This window comes from Mesorhizobium onobrychidis (assembly GCF_024707545.1).
In the GTDB taxonomy this organism is placed as follows: domain Bacteria; phylum Pseudomonadota; class Alphaproteobacteria; order Rhizobiales; family Rhizobiaceae; genus Mesorhizobium; species Mesorhizobium onobrychidis.
In genome coordinates, this window is record NZ_CP062229.1 from 374591 (window position 1) to 395701 (window position 21111).

Consider the following 21111-nt stretch of genomic DNA (forward strand, 5'->3'; position numbering starts at 1 on the left):
CTTCGTCAGGACAGGAGCCGAAGCGATGAACTGGATCACCAACTACGTTCGCCCGAAGATCAATTCGATGCTCGGCCGGCGCACCGACATGCCTGAGAACCTCTGGATCAAGGATCCGGAGACCGGCGAGATGGTCTTCCACAAGGACCTGGAGCAGAACCAGTTCGTCATCCCGTCCTCCGGCCATCACATGAAGATCTCGGCCAAGGAGCGGCTGAGATTCTTCTTCGACGACGGCAAGTACGAGATGCTCGAAAACCCCAAGGTGGTGCAGGATCCGCTGAAATTCCGCGACGAGAAGCGCTACACCGACCGGCTGAAGGAGGCCAAGGCCAAGACCGGGCTGGAGGACGCGATCATCAATGCGCTGGGGACCGTCGAAGGCCTGCCGGTGGTGGTGACTGTGCAGGACTTCGCCTTCATGGGCGGCTCGCTCGGCATGGCCGCCGGCGACGCCATCGTTCGTGGCTTCGAGGTCGCAGTGCAACGCAAGCGGCCTCTGATCCTGTTCGCGGCCTCCGGCGGCGCCCGCATGCAGGAAGGCATCCTGTCGCTCATGCAATTGCCGAGAACCACGATCGGCGTCGATCGGCTGAAGGAAGCCGGCCTTCCCTATATTGTCGTCTTGACCAACCCGACCACCGGCGGCGTCACCGCCTCCTACGCCATGCTGGGCGACGTGCACATCGCCGAGCCCGGCGCGTTGATCGGCTTTGCCGGGCCGCGCGTCATCGAGCAGACCATCAGGGAAAAACTGCCCGACGGCTTCCAGCGCGCCGAGTATCTGATGGAGCACGGCATGGTCGACATGGTGGTGTCTCGGCTGGAGATGCGCCAGACGATCGCGCGGCTCCTGAAGATGCTGCTCAAGCTGCCGGAAGAAGAAAAGGCGCTGGAACCGGAAATCCTGCCGCCGGTGGCGCTCCCGGCGGAAGCACGCCCGCAAGCCTGACGCGACATCCGTCGTCGCGAACCGCGATTGCGCGCCATCCGTGGCGCTGTAGCATGTTGATTTCGCGCATGATCCTTTCCGAAAATCGATTTCGATTTTCGGGGTCATGCGCTAGGATTCTCCCATGACCACGCTTGCCGCCGACCGCGAAATCGAAAGCCTGATGTCGCTTCATCCGAAGGGCTTCGATCTTTCGCTCGACCGCATTTCGCGGCTGCTGGAGCGGCTGGGCAATCCGCAGGACCATCTGCCGCCGGTCATCCACATCGCCGGCACCAACGGCAAGGGCTCCTGCGCCGCGTTTTCGCGGGCGCTGCTCGAAGCGTCCGGCCACCACGTCCATGTCCACACATCGCCGCATCTGGTGAACTGGCATGAGCGCTACCGGCTGGCCGCTGATGGTGGCGGCAGGCTGGTCGAGGACAAGGTCTTTGCCGACGCCATCGCCCGCGTCGCCAAAGCCAATGAAGGCCAGAAGATCACCGTCTTCGAAATCCTCACCGCCGTCACCTTCCTGCTGTTTTCCGAACATCCGGCAGATGCCGTCATCATCGAGGTCGGTCTCGGCGGCCGCTTTGATGCCACCAATGTCATCAGCGACCCGGCGGTGTCGGTGATCATGCCGGTCTCGCTCGACCACGAATCCTTTCTCGGCGACCGTGTCGAACTGATCGCAGCCGAAAAAGCCGGCATCATCAAGGGCGGTTGCCCGGTGGTTATCGGCGCGCAGGAAAGCGAAACGGCGCTGCAGGTGCTTATCGAAACCGCCGAGCGGCTCGACTGTCCCGCCTTCGTCTATGGCCAGGATTTCCTCGCCTTCGAGGAAAACGGCCGGATGGTCTATCAGGACGAAGACGGGCTGATGGACCTGTCGCCGCCGCGCCTGCCGGGGCGCCACCAGTTCGCCAATGCGGCGGCGGCGATTGCAGCGGTCAAGGCGGCGGGCTTCGAGATCAGCCATCGCGTCGCCGACAAGGCGATGGCCAATGTCACCTGGCCGGGGCGGATGCAGAAATTGCCGCAAGGCAGACTGACGGAACTGGCGCCGAAGGGTGCCGACATCTGGCTCGACGGCGGCCACAATCCGGGCGCCGGCGTTGTCGTCGCCGAAGCACTTGCCGAGCAGGAGGAAAAGAACCCGCGGCCGCTGTTCCTGATTTCCGGCATGATCAACACCAAAGACCAGAGCGGCTATTTCAGCGCCTTCAAGGGGTTGGTGCGGCATGTCTACACGGTGCCGGTGAGCCTCAGCGAGGCCAGCGTGCCGAATGACGAACTGGCGATCCGCGCCGTCGAGGCGGGCCTCTCGGCCGAACCGGTGAGCTCCGTCGCCAATGCGCTGATGCTGCTGCGCGACACATGGGACGGACCGCCACCGCGCATCCTGATCAGCGGCTCGCTCTATCTGGCCGGCGCGGTGCTGGCCGAAAACGGCACACCGCCGGTTTGAGGCGCGTGTTCACCAGGGCACGATGACGCGGACTTCGTCAGATCACCGCGAGGAGCCAGTCATGATCAAGGTAAAGCAGCTCGCTCACGTTTGCATCTTCGCGGATGACCTCGAAGCGACGCGAAGCTTCTATCGGGACGTCCTCGGCATGGACACCCAGTTCAACTTCCTGCGCGACGGCAAGATTTTGGGTTTCTACCTCAATTGCGGCAGCCGCAGCCACATCGAGGTGTTCCGGAAAGATGGGGCCAGCTATAGCGACTTGAACCAGATCAACCACTTCTGCCTCGAAGTGGAAAACATTGACGCCGCGATCGCCCACGTAAGGTCGAAAGGCGTTGACGTCACTTCAAAGAAACACGCGTGCGATGATACCTACCAGGCATGGATTCGCGATCCTAACGATGTGAAGATAGAACTGTTTGAATATACCGAGAAAAGTGCACAGTTCGTCGGAGGCGATCGTATCGCGGATTGGTGACCGCGGCTCCAGCCTATGGCGGGCTGAGACGGCCTTGGTGAATTACTTCAGCTCGATCTCGATGAAGGCGTACTCGCCTTCATTAGCATTGATGACGTCATGCTCCACGCCCTCCTTGCGGAAATAGGGCGCCCCCTTCTTCATTTCGGCGAAGGATTCGCCGTCCTTAGTCAGGAGCTTGAGCTTGCCGTCCATCAGCGGCACGATGACATAATCGTGGCCATGACGGTGCCAGCCGGTGTTGTCGCCTGGGGCGAAGCGGTATTCGGTGACGATGACGCGCTCATTGTCGATGAAGACGGTGGCCTTGGCGGATCCGGTCATGTCGTTCTCCTGCTTTAAGCCAGACAAGAGCATGAGGCGGCAAGTGGCGAGTGCCAGGGCGGACCAGCGCATGACCCAGAAAATCGGATTCGATTTTCTGGGTCATGCGCAAATCAAGTGCTACAGCGTCCTTTGTGCGTCCAAGAGGACGCGCGGCGCTGTAGATGACACAAAAAAGCCCGGCGCGAGGGCCGGGCTTGTCTGCGGATTATCTGCCAGATCAGGCGAGATTGCCGTTGATCCAGTGCGACAGCGCCGTCTTCGGCGCGGCGCCGACCTTCATGTCGGCCATTTCGCCGCCCTTGAAGATCATCAGCGTCGGGATCGAGCGCACACCGAACTGCGCGGCAAGCTCGGGATTCTCGTCGATGTTGAGCTTGGCGATCTTGACCTTGCTGCCGAGCTCGATGGCGATGTCTTCCAGCGCCGGCGCGATCATCTTGCACGGGCCGCACCATTCCGCCCAGAAATCGACCACGACCGGCTCCTTGGCATCAAGTACATCGGTCTGGAAATTGCTCTTGTCGACCTTGACGGTGGCCATGCGAAAATCCTTTCGAGAGTTATTGTCGCACCAAAGGTGGTGGTGGTCGCGCCCTTCTTCAAGCAGCTGTTGTGTCACGCTCCCGTGAGTCGGGCAAGGGCGTCGTCCATGACCACCGGCGGCAGCTCGATCAGCCGCGGCGCTTCCGTGAACAGCAGCGCCGCCGAGACCTCATGCCGGGGATAAAGCGGCTGGAGCAGCGCGCGATAGAGCGCCAGCTGCAGGACATAGGCCGGTGGAACGTCCGACAGAGTTGCAGGCGCCGGCCGGTTGGTCTTGTAGTCGACGATCGACACCTTGCCTGATGTGACCGCCAGCCGGTCGATCTTGCCGGAGATCGAGCGCAGCTTGCCCTTGACCTCCAAGCTGCCCATGACCGCGACTTCAGCGCGTGAATTCGGCGCAAACAGCTGATCGAAACGGCTGTCGGCAAGGATCGCTGTCACCGAGGCCAAGGCCTTGTCGCGCTCGCTTTCAGGCCATTGCGCCCCGGCGCGCCTGAGATAGCGTTCCGCGGCATCGCGGCGTTCGGCCTCAGCAATGCCGGGCAGCATCTGCAGCAATTTGTGCAGCGCCAGCCCCCGCATCACGGCAAAGCCAGGCTCCGCCTCGGTGTCAAGCACCGGCGAGCCGGTGTCGATCACCGCTTGCTTGGCCTCGTCGATCAGCGCCGAGGCGCCGGACGGCGACAGCGGTCGCGGCAGATCCTCGAACGGCGGCAAGGGCTGGAACAGGGTCTTCGGCAACGGCTCGAACTGTTGCGCCTGCCGCGCCTCTTCGGCGGCCGCCTGTGCGACCGGCGGCAATTTTGTCATGTGAAACCGATGCACGGTCTCGCCGGTGGCAGGGTGCTGCCGCTCCGTGCTTTCGGGGGCGCCGACCAGCGCGCGACTGACGATCGAATGCCAGGTGCCGGCGTTCGGCGCCCGCTTGCCGTGATAGCCGCAGACGATCAGCCGATCCTCGGCGCGGGTCATGCCGACATAGAGCAGCCGGCGGTATTCGTCGTCGGCCAGTTCGCGGGCGCGGACCGATGCGGCCCGTGAAAATCCATTGGCGACATCGCTGGCCGAACGCCAGAGATAGCCCTTGCCGCCCCAGTGTTTGCCCGAGCCATCGAACGGCATCAGTCTCGGCAGATGCTGGTCGCTGAACGGGGCGGAACCGCCATCGACCAGGAACACGACAGGCGCCTCCAGGCCCTTGGCGGCATGCACGGTCATGACGCGAACCTCGTCGCGGGTCTGGTCCATTTCGCGCTTGATCTCGGGGCCGGCATTCTCCAGCGTCGACAGGAAGGATTCCAGCCCCGGCAGGCCGGTCCGCTCCTCGGCCAGGCAGAAGCTCAGAAACTCGTCGAGGATGTCGCCGGCCTCCGGCCCGAGCCGCGCGATCATCTTATTGCGCAAGCCATCGCGGGCGAGAGCCGCGGCATAGAATTCGAACACCGGCTTGAATGCGGCTTCATCGGACCATGTGTCGAGTTGGGCAACGATTGCGGCCAAAGCGGCGCTTTCGCCGGCTTGCTGCCTGAGCGAAGCGATCAACGAGAGACCGGGCGGCCGCTCGCCCGCCAGCGCGAAAAGCGTCTCTTCCGAAACATCGAAAATCGGGCTGCGCAGCACGGCGGCAAGCGACAGATCGTCCTCAGGCTGGACAAGAAAGTGGCCGAGCGCGATCAGGTCCTTTACCGCGATATGGCCGGGCAGGCTGAGCCGGTCGGCGCCGGCGACAGGGATGTCGCGGCGCTTCAGTGCGCGCGTCAGCGCATGGACGAAGCGATCACGCTTGCGCACCAGCACCAGCACGTCGCCGGGCCGAAGCTTCTTGCCGCGGCCTTCGATGATCTCGCCGGCGCCGATCCAGCCGGCAATGGTCGCCGCCACGTTCTCGGCGACACGCACCGCCGGCGCATGGGCGTGGTCGACGGCTTGCGTCCAGTCGTCGGGCTCGTCGACGACGTCGGCGCCGATCGACGGCCAGACCTCGACATAGCCCGGCGCATCGGTGCGGATCGCCTTGTGGTTCAGCGGGTCGGGATCGTGGCTGATGCCGCGCCGCACGACCGGGTCGGCAAAGACACGGTCCACCGCCGCAAGCACGTCGTCGGTCGAGCGAAAGGACCAGGTCAACTTGAGATCGGCGAAGGCGGCGTTGGCGTCGCGCACCCTTCCGGAAAACAGGAGCCTTGAGTCGGCGAAGGAATCGGGCGCCGCTCCTTGAAAGGAATAGATCGACTGTTTTTCGTCGCCGACGGCAAAGACCGTGCGGTGGACCGTGTCGCGCGCGCCGAGCCCGGCAAAGAATTCCTCGGCCAGCCGCTTCACCACCTCCCACTGGTCGGGACTGGTGTCCTGGGCCTCGTCGAGCAGGATATGGTCGATGCCCTGGTCGAGCTTGTATTGCACCCAAGGGCCGGCGTCGGGCCGCGCCAGAAGATTGACCGTTCGGGTGATGAGGTCATTGAAGTCGAGAAAGCCGCGGGCGCGCTTCAAGTGCTCGTAGCGGGCGATCAGCCAGCCAGCGATGGTCAGCGCGGCACGTGTGCCCTCCAGCATCCTGAACAAGGCCAACCGGTCGGAGATTTCGAGGATGGCATCGGCCGCTGAGAGATAGCGCTCGGCAAAATTCGGCAACCGGTCAAGCAACGCCTTCTTGAACGTCTTTGCCGGCTCATAAGGCTCGCCATCCGCCCGCAGGAAGGCTTTTGCCAGCAATTGCAGTCGGCGAACCGGATCGTCCTCGGCAAAGGCAAGATGCGCGTAGGGCAGCAAATTGTTCAGCACGATGCGGGCATCGGCAGCTTCGGCAGCGCGGGCAAAGGTGATGAAATAGTCCGGCAGGAAGCCCGGCAGCGGCCAGACGGACGCCGCCAGGCCTTCGGCGGTCTGGCCGGCGCGAAACTTGAATTCGTCGAACAGCGCCCGGAAGCCATCGCCGCCGGCCGCGCTGATGAAGGCGCGCAAGCCGTCGCGCTTGCGCACGATCTCGGCCAGCAATGCGTCGAGCCCATGTTCGCCGCCGCGCTCCAGAATGGTGGCGAAAGCCTCGGCCAGCCCCGCATCGCCGGCCGCCGTGCCCGAGATCATGTCGCGGCGGGCGGCCGCGAAGAGCGACGCCTCCATCTGCGGATCGAGCATTTCGAAATGGGCCGGTATGTTGGCTTCCAGCGGAAACTGGTGCAGCACCGATTCGCAGAAGGCGTGAATGGTCTGGATCTTCAGCCCGCCCGGCGTCTCCAGCGCCTCGGCAAACAGCCGGCGGGCGCGGCGCATGGTTTCGCGATCGGGCTGGCGACCGTCCAGCGCCTCTATGCTTGCCGCCAGTTCGACGTCGCCAAGCGCCGTCCATTCCGACAGCGTCGAAAAAACCCGGTTCGACATGTTGGCGGCGGCAGCGCGGGTGTAGGTCAGGCACAGTATCTTCGATGGATCGGTGCCGCGCAGCAAGAGCCGGATGACGCGCTGGGCCAGCACATGGGTCTTGCCCGATCCGGCATTGGCCGACACCCAGGCGGAATTTTGCGGGTCGGAGGCGCTTGCCTGGCTGACGGCGGTGTCGGTCGGGATGGGATAGGCCTTCTTCATGCCTCCCCTCCCTCGTCGTCGGCGTCGCCGCCGGCGGACCATTCGAGCACGCGGGCGAGATGGTCGTAGTCGCCGTCGGTCTCGCCCTCGCGGAACGGCAGCGCCCGCGACAGATAGCCGGTCATCGGGTCGGCATAGTGGATCAGCAGCTTTTCGAGCCGCGCCCAGGCCTCCTCGGCAAGATCGGCGGCGGTTCGCGGCTTGCGGTTGTATTCGAGGATCGATTCCTCGAAGACCTCGCCATTCGGCTTCAGCCTGATGAAGGCCAGCTGCGACGGCTCGCGCGCGCCAAGCTCCTTGAAGGCGCCGCGCCTCAGCATCGCGCCTTCAAGCGCCAGTTGCGGCGAAAGCAACGTATGGGCCTGCGCCTTGGACGGCGAGGAGCCGGTCTTGTAGTCCAGGATGTCGGCCATGCCGCCGGCCAGGAGATCGACGCGATCGGCATAGCCGGACAGCGTCACGCCGGACTGGCCGACGCCGGTTTTCTCGGCGCGCTCCTCGGCATGCCGCATGGTCACGGCGAAGGCGCGGCCGCGCTCCCATTCGATGATGCCGGCGGCGAGCTTTTCGAAGCGCGGCCACCACACCGTCTCGACATCGGGAGGAAGGGCCGCCTCGGCAAAGCATTGGCGGCCGGCGGCGATGAGGCCGTCCAGCGCCTCCGGCACAAGCGGATCGGCCACTGTCCGCGAAAAAAGATGCAGGATGGCGTGAAACAGCGTGCCGCGTTCGGCAGCGCCCGGATCGCGGACGACCGGATCGAGCGGCTTCAGGCCGAGGATCCTCCTGGCATAGACCGCGTAAGGGTCGCGGCGCAGCGTCTCGATTTCGGTGACGGAGAAATGCTGAGGCCGCACAGCCAGCGGCGGCTTCGGCTGCGGTCGCGGCGCAAACTCTCTTCTTTCGCCGGCATCGAGCGCACGGGCCCAGGACAGGAATTCATCACCACGCCGACGAAGCACCGCCGCATGGTCCTTGCCGATGAAGGTCAGGAGGCGTTGCAGCCAGCGCGACGGCACCGCCGGTGCGTCGCCCGAGCGGGCGGAGCGCGCCAGCACCACTTTCTTCGCCCCCATCGCCATTTGGAAATCATGGGCGGCCAGGCCGATGCGCCGCTCGGGCGGCTCGAGATCGATGCCGGTCTTCATCAGCCGCGACATGAAGCGGTCGCTTTCCGGCTTGCGCGGCCACACGCCTTCGTTGAGCCCGCCGACGACCAGCGTGTCGACGTTCTGCAACCGGGCTTCCAGCGCACCCCAGATGGCGATGTTCCTATCGGTCCCTCGTGCCGGCTTGACTGTCTCGGGCGCGATCAGCGCCTCCATCACATCGGGCCATTCGTCCGCCGCGAAGGAGAACGACGCCGAGGCAGCGACAAGCCCGCGCAAGAGCTCGGCGAGCTTTTCGCCGGCATCGCCGGCATAGAGTTCGCTCAGGCTGCCATCCGCGGTGCGGCCCAGATTTTCGAGCGCGACGACGCTGGCCCGGGTCAATTCGGCAAGATCGGCCTCGGCTTGACTGCGAAAGGCGATCAGCGGCGCCAGCGCGGCGGCAAGGCGGATGAGCAATTCGCGGGCGCCCTCGATGTTTCGCACAGTCAGGCGGGAGAACCAGAAAGGCGGGCGGGTGCCGTTACCCACGCCGGTGAGACGGGCCTCGAAGAGCTCCGGCAGCGATGCGATGTCGGGGCGGCCGGTGCCGCCGCGCAGCGCCACCAGTTCGACGATCTCCGCCGCATGACGGACGCTTGTGCGTTCCAGGCCGAGGCCAAGCAGCGTGTGCTTGAGCAGCGACAGCAGGGCGACCGGGTCGCCAGGGCGGAACGCAGCCTGAAGCGCCAACCTGAGCAGGCTGGCGGCAGGCGTGTTGGCGAGCGGCGTGCCGCCCGAATCGTCGGCGACGACGCCAAAGCGCAAGAGCTCGACTGAGACGCGCCGCGCCAGGGCGCGGTCGCCGGTGACGAGTGCGGCGCGCTGGCCGGGCTGTTCGACGGCACGTTTGAGCGCGACGGCGATCGCCACCGCTTCGTCGCGTTCGCCGGCGGCTTCGAGAAGCGTCACGTCGGCGAGGGCGTTAATGATGTCACCGGCGGCGAATCCGGCGCGCGTCTCGGCCCACAGCTCAGTGGTTTCGGCAGGCCGCAGCGCCTCGCCGACAAGTGCGGCGCGCAACGTGAGCGGCGTTTCGGCAACGGCGATCTCCTCGACATCGCCGCGCAGCACGCCGATCTTGCCGATCAGTTTTGCCAGGCCGTATTGCGGATGGCCGAGCAAGGCCGGCCGCGCGCCGGGCGCCGCAATTGCCTGGAATGACGGCTCATCCAGCATCAGGTCGAGGCCGGGCAGCACGACCGCGCCGCTGGGCAGGCCGGCTATCACCGCAAGCAGTTCGGCGGTGGCAGGAATGGACCCGGTGGAGCCGGCGGCGATCACCGGTCCGGCCGGCGGATTGCGCTTTAGCCGTGCTGCTTCCAGCCTTATCAGCGCATTGCGATGCGCGGCAGGGTTGGAGCGGTTGCGTTCTTCGAGGAGGTTCGGCCAGTTTTCGGTGACGATGCTCAGGAAGTCGAGTGTCACTTGCCACCAGCCGGCGAGGTTGCCGGTGACCAGATCGGCGAGCCTGGTCCAGTCGGTGCCTTCCGTCTCGATCTCGTCCATCAGCCGGGCCAGGTCGCGCGCCAGCCAGATGGCGTCGGCGGCCGACGCCGGCACGACGATCTCCTCGTCGAAAAGTGCCGCGACATGCGCCGGCAGGCGGCGTTTCCAAGCGCGCACCAGCGGCGCCAGCAGCAGCAGGCGTTCGATCGCGGCGATAGGCGGAGCGAGGTCGATCGCCGCCGATGCGTCGGCCTCGAATGCAGCTTCGTCCTCGTCGAACTCGCCGAGCGGACGGATGACCGGCAGGATCGCCGAGCGGCCACCCAGCCGGTCGACGAAGAAGCCGCGCAGCGCCCGCGCGGCGCGGCGGGTCGGCACGTAAATGGTGGCGTCGGCCAGCGCCAGCGGGTCGCCGTCGAAGCGGAAACCGGGAACAAGCCGCCCTGACAGCAAGGCCTCGGCTAGCGTCGGCAGAAACGGCGCTCCGGGCGGGATCGAGAAAACGCGGCGGGAGCCGCTCATTTCAACTCGGTGAAGGCGCTGGTCAACTCGGTAAAAGCGCTGGGCGACTCAGCAAGAGCAGCGGCAACCGCCGCTTCCGCAAGCGGAATGGCGTCGGGCGTGCCGACGGTGATCCAATGGCCGTGCATTACCGTACCGAACAGGCGACCGACAGCGATGGCCGCATCGAAATAGGCGTTGAGCGAATGCGGCCCGGCCGGCGCATCCTTGAAAAGCCTGGGATGGACGATCGCCGCGCCGGCATAGATCAGGCCTGTCGGGTCGCCTTTCGAACGCCGCAATGCGCCGGCCGGCGACATCAGGAAATCCGTGCCGCCGCTATGTCCGGTTGCTGACTGGGGTTCCGCGAGCATCAGCAGAATATCCATTTTCGCCGCGTCCCATGCAAGGGCGAGGCGGGCAAGGTTGGGCACGCCGCTGTCGATCCAGAAGGTGTCGGCGTTGACGATGTAAAAGGGAGCCCCTCCCAGTTCCGGCAAAGCATGGACGATACCGCCGGCGGAATCGAGCAGTCTTTCGCTTTCGTCGGAAATGACGACCCGCGGGGCGCGGCGCGCGGCGACATGGGCGACGATCTGTTCGGGAAAATAATGGACGTTGACCAAGGCCTTGTTGACACCGGCCTGGGCCAGGCTGTCCAGGCTCCAGTCGAGCAGTGTCTTGCCTGATATCTTGACCAGCGGTTTTGGCATTGTGTCGGTGATTGGCCGCATGCGCTTTCCCAGCCCGGCGGCAAGCACCATTGCGATCTTGGGGCGCGTCGTCACAGCGATCGTTCCTCCAACAGGCCGTGGGCGGTATAGAAATCCCGCAGGCTGGCCAGCCCGGGATGCGCCAGCGCTCGCCGGAGATAATCGCGAATGCGCGGCAGGTGTTTTAGGTAATAGGGTTTGCCGTCGCGCTTTTCGAGCCGGACGAAAATGCCGAGAATCTTCGAATTGCGCTGCGCCGCCATCATCGCATAGGTCTCGACGAATTCGTCTTCGTTAAAAACGCCGGCCTTATGGCGTGCAGCGATGTAGGCATCGAGCGTCCGCCGCTCGATCTCAGGCGAGATTGTAACGCGGGCATCCATGGCGAGCGAGGCGAGATCGTAAGCGGACAGGCCGATCAGCGCGTCCTGGACATCGACGATGCCGAGGCGATCGTGACCGGTACGTTCGCCGCGCCAGATGATGTTGGGCGAATGAAAGTCGCGCAGCATGAGCGTGTATTCGCGCCCCTCCAACCGGTCGAGAACCGCATTCCATTCCCTGTTATAGCCGGCGCGCAAGGCATCGCTTGCCGGGCCGCCTGTTATCGCCGGCACATACCAGTCGAGCAGCAATTCGGCTTCGATCATCATGGCGTCGCGGTCGAAAGGCGGCACGTCGTGAAAGACACCGGGCGCGGCCTCGATGCGATCGGGCCATGCCTTGCCGTGCATCATGGCAAGCAGTTCGGCTGCGGCCGCGTAGCGCTCCGCCACCGGCTGACCGTGCTGGCCGAGAAATCCCTCCGAGCCAAGATGCTCGAGCAGAAGTAAGCCCTGGTCCAGGTCCTGCGCGTGGATCTCCGGGGCGCTGACGCCAACGGCCCGCAACGCCCGGTCGATGGCGACGAAGGCCGAGACCGATTGCGCAGTGTTGGCGATCACCGCATAGGGCTTGCCGTCACGGACCGGCGGCCCGAGCACCAGCCGCGGCGAGTTCATCAGCACGCGCGGCGGCAGGCCGGCCAGCGAGACGATCTCATAGGAGCGGGCCGAGGCGTCGCCGATAAAATAGCGTCTTTGCGCTTCACCCCAGCCAGCTCTTTCGAGAAACTCGCGCATGGCCAGCGATCGCGCCGCTCGCTCGACCGCAGCGCCTTGTCCCGACAATCTCGCCAGGCGTCCGTCGTTCTGATGGATCAGTTCGATCAGAACCGAAGTCTTTGGCAAATAGGCCTCTGCCCGTTCCGGCCATTCGACCAGGGCAGCGCCTTGCGCCAGCGCCTCGTCGAAACCCAGTTCGTCCAGTTCGGACGCCGAGGACAGGCGATAGAGGTCGAAATGATGGACGGGAACACGCGCCTCATAGCTCTGGACGAGCGTGAAGGTCGGGCTCGGCACGTCGAGACCGGCATCGTCGGTCATTGCCTTGATCAGCGCCCGCGCCAAACTCGACTTGCCGGCGCCGAGATCGCCTTTGAGCGCCAGCACGTCGCCGGGGCGCAGCGACATGGCCAGATCCTCGCCCAGCCTTGCGGTCGCAGCCTCGTCGGCGAGAAAACGCTCCAGCACCACGCCTGCCATCGAGCGCGCTACTCGGCCGCCGCGCGGATACCGGACGGCGTATCCGGAAAGGCACAAATGACGGTGGTGCCCTTGTCCTTGCCGGTCTCAATGCGGACGCTGCCGCCATGCAGCTCGACAAAGCTCTTGACGATCGACAGACCGAGGCCTGCGCCGCGCCGGCGGCCGCCATTGGTGCGCGGTTCGAAACGCCGGAACACCGAATCGAGCAGGTCCGGCGGCATGCCGGGACCATCGTCGTGAACGGAGAATTCCACGCCTTCGGCAAGCGAGCGACAGGCGAGCGTGATGGTGCTCGCCTCCGGAGCGTAGTTCGCGGCATTGCTCAGCAGATTGTAGAGGATCTGGCGGATGCGGATTTCATCGCCGTGGAACGTCTTTGGCGCGGTGGCCGCGTCGATCTTGAGCCTGATCGCATGCTCCTCCAGCCGGTCGGCAACAAGCTCGGCGGCGGCGGCGATGGTCCGGTCGACGTGAACTTCGGAGATGTCGAGTTCCATGATGCCGGCATCCACGGTTGCCAGGTCGAGGATGTCGTTGACGATGGTGAGCAGGACCGCGGAAGACGAGCCGACATGCTCGACATATTCGCGCTGCTTCTGGCTCAATGGCCCGGTCGACGGCAGCGAAAGAAGCTCGGTGAAGCCGATGATGTTGGTCAGCGGCGAGCGCAATTCGTAGGAGACGTGCTGCACAAACTCGTTCTTGAGCTGGTCGGATTTTTCCAGCGCCTCGTTCTTGTCCTTCAGCGCCCGCTCGACATTGACGCTGTCGGTGACGTCGACGAAGGTCATCATCACCTGCCCGTTGGGCAGCGGGATCATCGCGTAGCGCAGCACGGTGCCGTTGTTCAGCTCGGTCTGGCCGTGGCGGTCGCGGCGCTCGTCGTCGAAACCGGTGATGGCGGCAACGAACCCGCGCCAGGGACTGTCGGCGGCGCGCCGGTCGCACAGATCGCGGATCGTGGAGACGTGAACGTTGGGCCTGGCGGCGTCAGCGTCCAGCCCCCAAAGTGCTGCGAATGCCGGGTTCGACAATCTGAGCCTGCCGTCCGGGCCGAACACGGCCACGCCTTCGGCAAGATTGTCGAGCGTCTCGCCCTGGACCCGCACCGCGGTCTGATAGCGGCTTTCAAGGTCCATCTTCTCGGTCAGGTTCTCGAATACCCAGGTCACGCCGCCCTTGGGCTGCGGATTGGCGACGACGCGGATGGTCTTGCCGTCCGGCAGATGCCACCAATCTTCCTGCGACTCGACCGCGCGATAGGCGCCAAGCAGGCTTTCCTTCCAGCGCCGCCATTCGGGCTGCTCGGCGATCTTGCCCTCGCTGCGCAGCCGGTCGAGCAACAAGGCGTTGTCGGGAGCGCTGTGCAGGAAGCCGCTGTCGAGACCCCATAGTTTCTGGAACGCCTGGTTGAAAAACCGCAGCTTTTCGTCGGTATCGAAAATCGCCACGGCGGTGTTGAGCTGATCGAGCGTGTCGGCGTGGCTCCGCACGGTCCGCTCATATTCGTTACGGATGGTTTCGATGGCGCTGGTGTCGCAGGCAAGACCCGCCGAGCCGTCGGCGCCGGCGAAGTTGGTCACGGCGAACATGCGGCGGTCGCCTTCGATCACGGTGGAAAGCGCCTGCTCGAAAACGGGATGCGACCTGTGCTGCGCAGCGATCGCATCGCGCGCCTGGCCACCCAGGAATTCCTTCGCGTCGCGAACCGCAGCTTCGGCGTTTTCCGCCTCGACCGCCTTGGCATAGGCGCGGTTGACCCATTTCAGCCGCCCGTTCGCCGTGCGCAGCCATGCTGGCATGCTGAGTGCGTTGAGAAGGCCGAGCATGGTGTCATAGTCGGCGGCGAGACGCTGGTTCTCGATTTTCAGCCTGGCCTCGCTTCGCTGCGTTTCTGAAAGCGAGACGAAGCGGACGACCACGTGTGCTGCGCTCTTGCGCCCGTGCACTTCGAGCGGCGCACCGGCCTGCGATTCGATGACGAGATCGAACGGCTTCGCCTTTTCCCGCAGTCCCGCCACGGCATTTTCAAGCGCTGCCGCCGAGCGCGGCATCAGCCAACGGCCGAAGGCGAGGAAGGCGGCACGGTCTTCCGGAGCGCCGCTTTCAACCGGCAATGTCCCGACGAGCTCGGGCTTTTTGTTTTCCGAGGCCCATACGACGACACGCTGGCCGCGCAGGTTGAGCAGCGCCTCGGAGCGCTGCAGCGCAGCGTTGACGTCGGCCAGGCGGGCTCTGAGTTCGACATTCTGCGCCGAGGTGCGCGCCCGTTCGCGGATCAGGAAAATGGCCGAGACAAGTGCGGCGCCCATGACGCCGACAAACATCGCGAGTTGCATGACCTCGACTGTGCTGACCGACAGCCCGGCTTTGGACGCAGCAGCGGGTCCAGCATGTGCCGAACGGCCAAGCAGCGGACCGACGAGCGCCGAAGAAGCAAGCAATTTTCCGACGCGGCTGCCAGCGCGCCATAAGAGGCTTCCGCCTCTGGCAGCGGAACCCATGGTCACCGAATCGTTGTGGCCGCCGGAAACGGCCTGTCCCGCGCAAGGCGGGTAATCCCCCGGCATGTCCTGGTCCTCTTCGCCGCCTGAATGCAAGACCGCCCTGATGCGGGTGTCGGCCCTCGTCCCCGGACCCGCGAATCAGCACCATAGCGCTTGCGCGAATCGGCGTGAAGAATCAATCAGCGCAAAAATAAAGCCGGGCGAAAAGTCAATCGCCCGGCATCAATATCTAGTGGTAATTTCCGCTGTGGTTAATAGCGGTAGTGTTCCGGCTTGAACGGTCCCTGCGGGGTCACGCCGATATAGGCGGCCTGTTCGCCGGACAGTTCGGTAAGCCGGGCGCCGAGCTTGTCGAGATGCAGGCGCGCGACCTTTTCATCGAGATGCTTCGGCAGCACATAGACCTGGTTCTGATACTGGCCGGGCTTGGTGTACAGCTCGATCTGGGCCAGCACCTGATTGGTGAAGGACGCCGACATGACGAAGCTCGGGTGGCCGGTAGCGTTGCCGAGATTGAGCAGGCGACCTTCGGACAAAAGGATCATCCGCTTGCCGTCCGGGAAGGTGATCATGTCGACCTGCGGCTTGATGTTGGTCCACTTCAGGTTGCGCAGCGACGCCACCTGGATCTCGTTATCGAAGTGGCCGATATTGCCGACGATCACCATGTCCTTCATCGCCCGCATGTGGTCGATGGTGACGACATCCTTGTTGCCGGTGGTGGTGATGATGATGTCGGCGGTCGGGGCGGCATCTTCGAGCGTGACGACTTCGAAGCCGTCCATCGCCGCCTGCAATGCGCAAATCGGATCGACCTCGGTGACCTTGACGCGGGCGCCTGCGCCCTTGAGCGATGCCGAAGAGCCTTTGCCGACGTCGCCATAGCCACAGACGACCGCAATTTTGCCGGCCATCATCGTGTCGGTGCCGCGGCGAATGCCGTCGACCAGCGATTCCTTGCAGCCATATTTGTTGTCGAATTTCGACTTGGTCACGCTATCGTTGACGTTGATCGCCGGGAACGGCAGCAGGCCCTTCTTCTGCAACTGATAGAGCCGGTTGACGCCGGTGGTGGTCTCTTCGGTGACGCCGCGGATCGCTTCCTTCTGCTTGGTGAAGAAACCGGGCGATGCCGCCATCCGCTTCTTGATCTGGGCAAACAGGATTTCTTCCTCCTCGCTGCCCGGATTGGAGAGCACATCCTCGCCGGCTTCGGCACGCGCGCCGATCAGGATGTACATGGTGGCGTCGCCGCCATCGTCGAGGATCATGTTGGAGGTGCCGCCATCCGCCCACTGGAAGATCTTGTCGGTGTAGACCCAGTAGTCCTCGAGCGTCTCGCCCTTGACGGCGAAGACCGGAATGCCGGCCTCGGCGATGGCCGCGGCCGCATGGTCCTGGGTGGAGAAGATGTTGCAGGAGGCCCAGCGGATATCGGCGCCGAGCGCCTTCAGCGTTTCGATCAGAACCGCCGTTTGGATGGTCATGTGCAGCGAACCGGTGATGCGCGCGCCCTTGAGCGGCTGCGCCTTGCCGAATTCTTCGCGGCAGGCCATCAGGCCCGGCATTTCGGTCTCAGCGATCTCGATCTCCTTGCGGCCCCAGCCGGCAAGCGAGATGTCGGCGACCACATAGTCATTGCTACCCGTCATGGCAGTGCTCCGATCAAGAATTGTCTTCGGGATGCGCCCGCGCCGGAAGGCGTGTCGAAGGGCGCGAGTTGCCGGCCTGACTAGCAGATCGTCGGTCGGACGACAATGGGATATAAAGAAATCTTTATCCGTGCATGTCTTCGGAGGCGGACCGGCGCGAAACCGGAATCGATTTTCGGAAGCATGATGCGCAAATTCAAAGTGCTAGATGTGAGCGTCTTTTGCGCGTCCAACGGACGCGCGGCTCTCCAGGCGTCAGGACTCCTCGCCGAAGCGGGAGGCGACCAGTTGCTCCAGCGCGTCGATCACCCGCTCGGCCTCCGGGCCGCTGGCGGTGACTCGGATCGAATAGCCGGGGCTCGCCGCCAGCATCATCAGGCCCATAATCGAGGTGCCGCCAACCGTGACGCCGTCCTTCTCGACCTGAACGGAGGCGTCGAAGCCGCTGGCGACCTGAACGAACTTCGCCGAGGCGCGGGCATGCAGGCCACGCTGGTTGACGATTGGAAACTCCCGGACGATGTCACCCTTCTTGGCCGACAGCGCGTTCATTTGCTGCTCAGAAGCTGGCTGGCGACATTGATGTATTTGCGGCCGGCCGCCTGCGCCTCGTCCAGCGCTGCGCTCATGTTGTCGCCCTTGCGAATGCTGGACAGCTTGATCAGCATCGGCAGGTTCATGCCGGCAATGACTTCGGTGCGACCGGATTCCATCACCGAAATGGCGAGATTGGAAGGCGTGCCGCCGAACATATCGGTCAAAACGATGACGCCCGCCCCCGTGTCGACACGGGCAACGGCGTCGACGATGTCGCTGCGGCGCTGCTCCATATCGTCGTCGGCGCCGATCGCCACGGTCTCGAAATTGTCTTGTGGCCCGACGACATGTTCCACGGCATGGCGGAACTCGGCGGCCAGTTGACCGTGCGTTACAAGCACGAGTCCGATCATTCTTTGGTGGCTCCCGTCATCGCCGCTTCACAGCCGCATTTTATGCTCGCCGGCCATTCCAGGCGGCGGGAGCGCTATCTTGTCGACGCGAGACGCGTTGACAAGCCCAAAATTGCACAGGCCCAGGCCATTTTGACGCATTGCAGCAAAAAACCGGAACCGGATCATAAAAAGGGCGCGATCGACAGCCGCGCCATCACCGCCGGCAAGGCCGTGGCGGCGTTGCGCTCGGCAAGGTCGATACGCGGCACCGGACAGCCTGCCACCGGCTCGCTGATTTCCTCCTGGAAACGGGCCATTTCTGCCTTCGGCACCAGCCGGACATGCAGGTCGATCACTCCACCCGGCTCGAACGGCAGCGGGCGCGGCATGAACCCAGGCACTTCGGCGAGACCGGCGATGGTCGCCGGCACGCGACAGACCAGCCGCCCGGCGTGGGCCGCGGCGAGCAGCCTGTCGTCGCCGATAAGCCGCGAAAACAGCCCGCGCGCGCGGCAATGATCCAGGAGTGTCAGCGCCAGCGTCGTCTTGCCGGCGCCGGACGGTCCGGTGATGAGGACGCCGCGCTCGCCGATCAGCAGCGCCGTTCCATGAATGTTTTCAGCGCGCACAGATCAGCCTTCGGCCGGCAGCGTGACGACGAAGCGGGCGCCCTTGATCTCGCCGGGTTTGGTGCCCGGGATGTTCTCGGCGGTCAGCGTGCCGCCATGGGCTTCGACGATCTGCCTGCTGATCGACAGGCCGAGGCCTGAATTCTGGCCGAACGCCTCGCCGGCCGGCCGGTCGGTGTAGAAGCGTTCGAAGATGCGGTCGATGTTGTCGGCCCTTATACCGGGACCATTGTCGTCGACGGTGATGATGTTGACCTTGCCGGCGCGCGCCAGAGATATGGCAATGTGGCCGCGCTCTTCAGGAACGAAGGAACGGGCATTCTCGATCAGATTGGTGATGACCTGGCCGATCCTCAGATCATGACCGGCGACGAAGTAGCCTTTGACGCCCTGCGGCAGTTTGGCGACCTTGAACTCGATCTCGACCGTCTTCTTGTTGCGCGTCGCCGTGCGCGAAACGTCGACCAGATCCGTGATGAATTTCTTGAGATCCACGGTTCCTGCGTCTTCCCGCGCGAGCTCGGCGTCAAGACGGGAGGCGTCGGAAATGTCGGTGATGAGACGGTCCAGCCGCCTGACGTCGTGCTGGATGATCTCCATCAGCCGGCCGCGCGACGTGTCGTTCTTGGCCAGCGGCAGGGTTTCCACCGCGCTGCGCAGCGACGTCAGCGGGTTCTTCAATTCGTGCGAGACATCAGCCGCGAAACTTTCGATCGCCTCGATGCGGGCGTAGAGCGCATTGGTCATGTCGCGCACGGCGATCGACAGATTGCCGATCTCGTCCTGCCGGTCGGAGAAGTCCGGGATTTCCTCGCGATTCTTGACGCCGCGCCGCACCCTGACCGCCGCCGCCGACAGCCGGCGCAGCGGGTTGGCGATGGTCGAGGCGAGCAGCATCGACAGGATGGCGGTGACAAGGGCGGCGATGCCGAAGACGCGCAGGATCGCCTTGCGCTCGGCCGCAACGATCTTGTCGATGTCGCCGCCTTCCGTCGACAGCATCAGCACGCCGAGGACGGCGCGGAAGCGCTGGATCGGCACGGCGACCGAAACAATCTGCTCGCCCTGTTCGGAGATCCGCACGATGGTCGACGGGCTGCCGGTAAGCGCCTTGACCACCTCCGGAAATGCAGCGCCATTGCCGCCCGGCTGTTCATGGTAGACCGGCAGCGCGGTGTTGCGGAAGAAGTCGAAGACGAATTTCTGGATACGTTCCACAAGGTCGGGTTCTTCCGCGTCGACCGGCGGCAGGTCGTAGCGAAGGATCTGGCCGCGCGAATAGAGATGGCGCGAATCGAGCAGCAGATTGGCGTCGCGGTCATAGATGCGGGCGCGCGTCCGCGTCGGCGAAATCAACCGCCTGAGCACCGGCGCAACGCGCTCCGGATTGATCGGGAAATCCAGATTGTCGAGCTGATCGGAGCCGGGGCCCAGGCTTTCGCCGGCCTGCAGTTCAAGCAGCTTTTCCGGATCGATGCTGATCGAATCGGTCTCGACCGTCGCCGATGCCGCGATCGCGCCGGCGATGATCTCGCCCTGGGTCATCAGGCTCTCGACGCGGGCATCGATCAGCCCGTCGCGAAACGTGTTGAGGTAGAGGATGCCGGTGACCAGGACGGCCAGGCCGGCGAGGTTGAGGAAGAGAATGCGCCGCGTCAGGCTGGAAAAGATATGGTGGCCGAGGAAACGGCGCATCGGCACCGTGATTCTCGACAGGAATGCGGGCAGAATCCGCGACGGGCGCCGGGCGCCCGTCCGTCTCACTCGCTCTACGTCCACTGCCATCGAATAGCAGCCCCCGCTCAGTCTTTAGTTTTGAGCATGTCGTTGTCCCAAAACCGGGACCACTTTTGGGCGACATGCATCAATTCATGCTTCGCGGAACCGATATCCGACTCCGTAAAGGGTTTCGATCATCTCGAAGTCATCATCGACGGCCTTGAACTTCTTGCGAAGCCGCTTGATGTGACTGTCGATGGTGCGGTCATCGACATAGACCTGCTCATCATAGGCCGAATCCATCAGCGCATCACGGCTTTTTACCACACCGGGACGTTGGGCCAGAGAATGCAGGATCAGGAATTCGGTGACCGTAAGCGTCACCGGCTCGCCCTTCCAGGTGCAGGTGTGGCGCTCCTGGTCCATGACAAGCTGGCCGCGCTCAAGCGATCGGGCCTGCTGGTTGGGCGTCTTGGCCGACGCCTCGCGGGCGCTGGCACGGCGCAGCACGGCGCGAACCCGCTCGACCAGAAGACGCTGCGAGAAGGGTTTGCGGATAAAGTCGTCGGCGCCCATCTTGAGGCCGAAAAGCTCATCGATCTCGTCGTCCTTGGACGTCAGGAAGATCACCGGCAGGTCGGATTTCTGGCGCATCCGGCGCAGAAGCTCCATGCCGTCCATGCGCGGCATCTTGATGTCGAGGATGGCGAGATTCGGCGGGCGCGCCGCCAGACCTTCCAGCGCCGACGCCCCATCCGTATAGGTTTCGACGCGATACCCCTCCGATTCGAGGGCGATCGACACCGAAGTCAGAATGTTGCGGTCGTCGTCGACAAGCGCGATTGTTGCCATTTCAAGTGGCTCCCTCATGAGCTGTCCCTTCTTTGGTCGAGAAGGGGCTTTTGCAGGACAAATTAGGTACAAAATGTGGCACAGG

At 64.2% G+C, this 21111-nt stretch carries 16 protein-coding genes; 3 read left to right on the forward strand and 13 right to left on the reverse strand.

Annotation, left to right across the window (positions count from 1 at the left end):
* Positions 1 to 25: 25 nt before the first annotated feature.
* From accD to IHQ72_RS01740, 3 genes are all read left to right on the forward strand, one after another.
* Entirely contained in the window at positions 26 to 952 is a 927-nt protein-coding gene (gene accD, locus IHQ72_RS01730; RefSeq protein WP_258120864.1) for an acetyl-CoA carboxylase, carboxyltransferase subunit beta, read from the forward strand.
* Positions 953 to 1076: 124 nt separating this feature from the next.
* Positions 1077 to 2402: a bifunctional folylpolyglutamate synthase/dihydrofolate synthase gene (locus tag IHQ72_RS01735; protein ID WP_258120865.1), complete on the forward strand. Its 1326-nt coding sequence runs from the start codon at positions 1077 to 1079 to the stop codon at positions 2400 to 2402.
* Between the two features lie 61 nt (positions 2403 to 2463).
* Positions 2464 to 2883 carry a VOC family protein gene (locus IHQ72_RS01740; protein WP_258120866.1) on the forward strand — a complete coding sequence of 140 codons (420 nt, stop codon included), beginning with the start codon at positions 2464 to 2466 and terminating at the stop codon, positions 2881 to 2883.
* A gap of 42 nt (positions 2884 to 2925) precedes the next feature.
* On the opposite strand, the gene IHQ72_RS01745 is transcribed toward IHQ72_RS01740, so the two are convergent.
* The 13 genes from IHQ72_RS01745 to IHQ72_RS01805 all read right to left on the reverse strand — a co-directional run bounded on the left by IHQ72_RS01745 (position 2926) and on the right by IHQ72_RS01805 (position 21026).
* Entirely contained in the window at positions 2926 to 3207 is a 282-nt protein-coding gene (locus IHQ72_RS01745) for a cupin domain-containing protein (protein ID WP_065011517.1), read from the reverse strand.
* A gap of 220 nt (positions 3208 to 3427) precedes the next feature.
* Positions 3428 to 3751 (reverse strand): thioredoxin, encoded by a 324-nt coding sequence (trxA, locus tag IHQ72_RS01750; protein ID WP_027152031.1) that lies wholly within the window; start codon positions 3749 to 3751, stop codon positions 3428 to 3430.
* Positions 3752 to 3825: 74 nt separating this feature from the next.
* Complete coding sequence (gene addA, locus IHQ72_RS01755) at positions 3826 to 7338, reverse strand: double-strand break repair helicase AddA (RefSeq protein ID WP_258120867.1); 3513 nt, start codon at positions 7336 to 7338, stop codon at positions 3826 to 3828.
* Entirely contained in the window at positions 7335 to 10457 is a 3123-nt protein-coding gene (gene addB / locus IHQ72_RS01760; protein WP_258120868.1) for a double-strand break repair protein AddB, read from the reverse strand. Before addB ends, addA begins: the two co-directional genes overlap by 4 nt.
* Entirely contained in the window at positions 10454 to 11200 is a 747-nt protein-coding gene (locus tag IHQ72_RS01765) for a nucleotidyltransferase family protein (protein WP_258123700.1), read from the reverse strand. Before IHQ72_RS01765 ends, addB begins: the two co-directional genes overlap by 4 nt.
* 20 nt (positions 11201 to 11220) lie before the next feature.
* Entirely contained in the window at positions 11221 to 12732 is a 1512-nt protein-coding gene (tsaE, locus tag IHQ72_RS01770) for a tRNA (adenosine(37)-N6)-threonylcarbamoyltransferase complex ATPase subunit type 1 TsaE (protein WP_258120869.1), read from the reverse strand.
* An 8-nt stretch (positions 12733 to 12740) separates the two neighbouring features.
* Positions 12741 to 15305, reverse strand: coding sequence for a sensor histidine kinase (locus tag IHQ72_RS01775; RefSeq protein ID WP_258120870.1), 2565 nt, complete (start codon positions 15303 to 15305; stop codon positions 12741 to 12743).
* 188 nt (positions 15306 to 15493) lie between these two features.
* A complete protein-coding gene (gene ahcY / locus IHQ72_RS01780; RefSeq protein WP_258120871.1) occupies positions 15494 to 16894 on the reverse strand; it encodes an adenosylhomocysteinase in 1401 nt (466 codons plus the stop codon).
* A 255-nt stretch (positions 16895 to 17149) separates the two neighbouring features.
* Complete coding sequence (locus IHQ72_RS01785) at positions 17150 to 17446, reverse strand: HPr family phosphocarrier protein (protein WP_258120872.1); 297 nt, start codon at positions 17444 to 17446, stop codon at positions 17150 to 17152.
* Entirely contained in the window at positions 17443 to 17844 is a 402-nt protein-coding gene (locus tag IHQ72_RS01790; protein WP_023796905.1) for a PTS sugar transporter subunit IIA, read from the reverse strand. Before IHQ72_RS01790 ends, IHQ72_RS01785 begins: the two co-directional genes overlap by 4 nt.
* 164 nt (positions 17845 to 18008) lie before the next feature.
* Entirely contained in the window at positions 18009 to 18455 is a 447-nt protein-coding gene (locus tag IHQ72_RS01795) for an HPr kinase/phosphorylase (RefSeq protein ID WP_123146243.1), read from the reverse strand.
* 3 nt (positions 18456 to 18458) lie between these two features.
* The gene (locus IHQ72_RS01800; RefSeq protein ID WP_309508747.1) at positions 18459 to 20240 is read right to left on the reverse strand and encodes a sensor histidine kinase; all 1782 of its coding nucleotides are present in this window, start codon (positions 20238 to 20240) and stop codon (positions 18459 to 18461) included.
* A gap of 84 nt (positions 20241 to 20324) precedes the next feature.
* Positions 20325 to 21026, reverse strand: a complete 702-nt coding sequence (locus tag IHQ72_RS01805; RefSeq protein WP_023796909.1) for a response regulator transcription factor — start codon at positions 21024 to 21026, stop codon at positions 20325 to 20327.
* Positions 21027 to 21111: the final 85 nt, after the last annotated feature.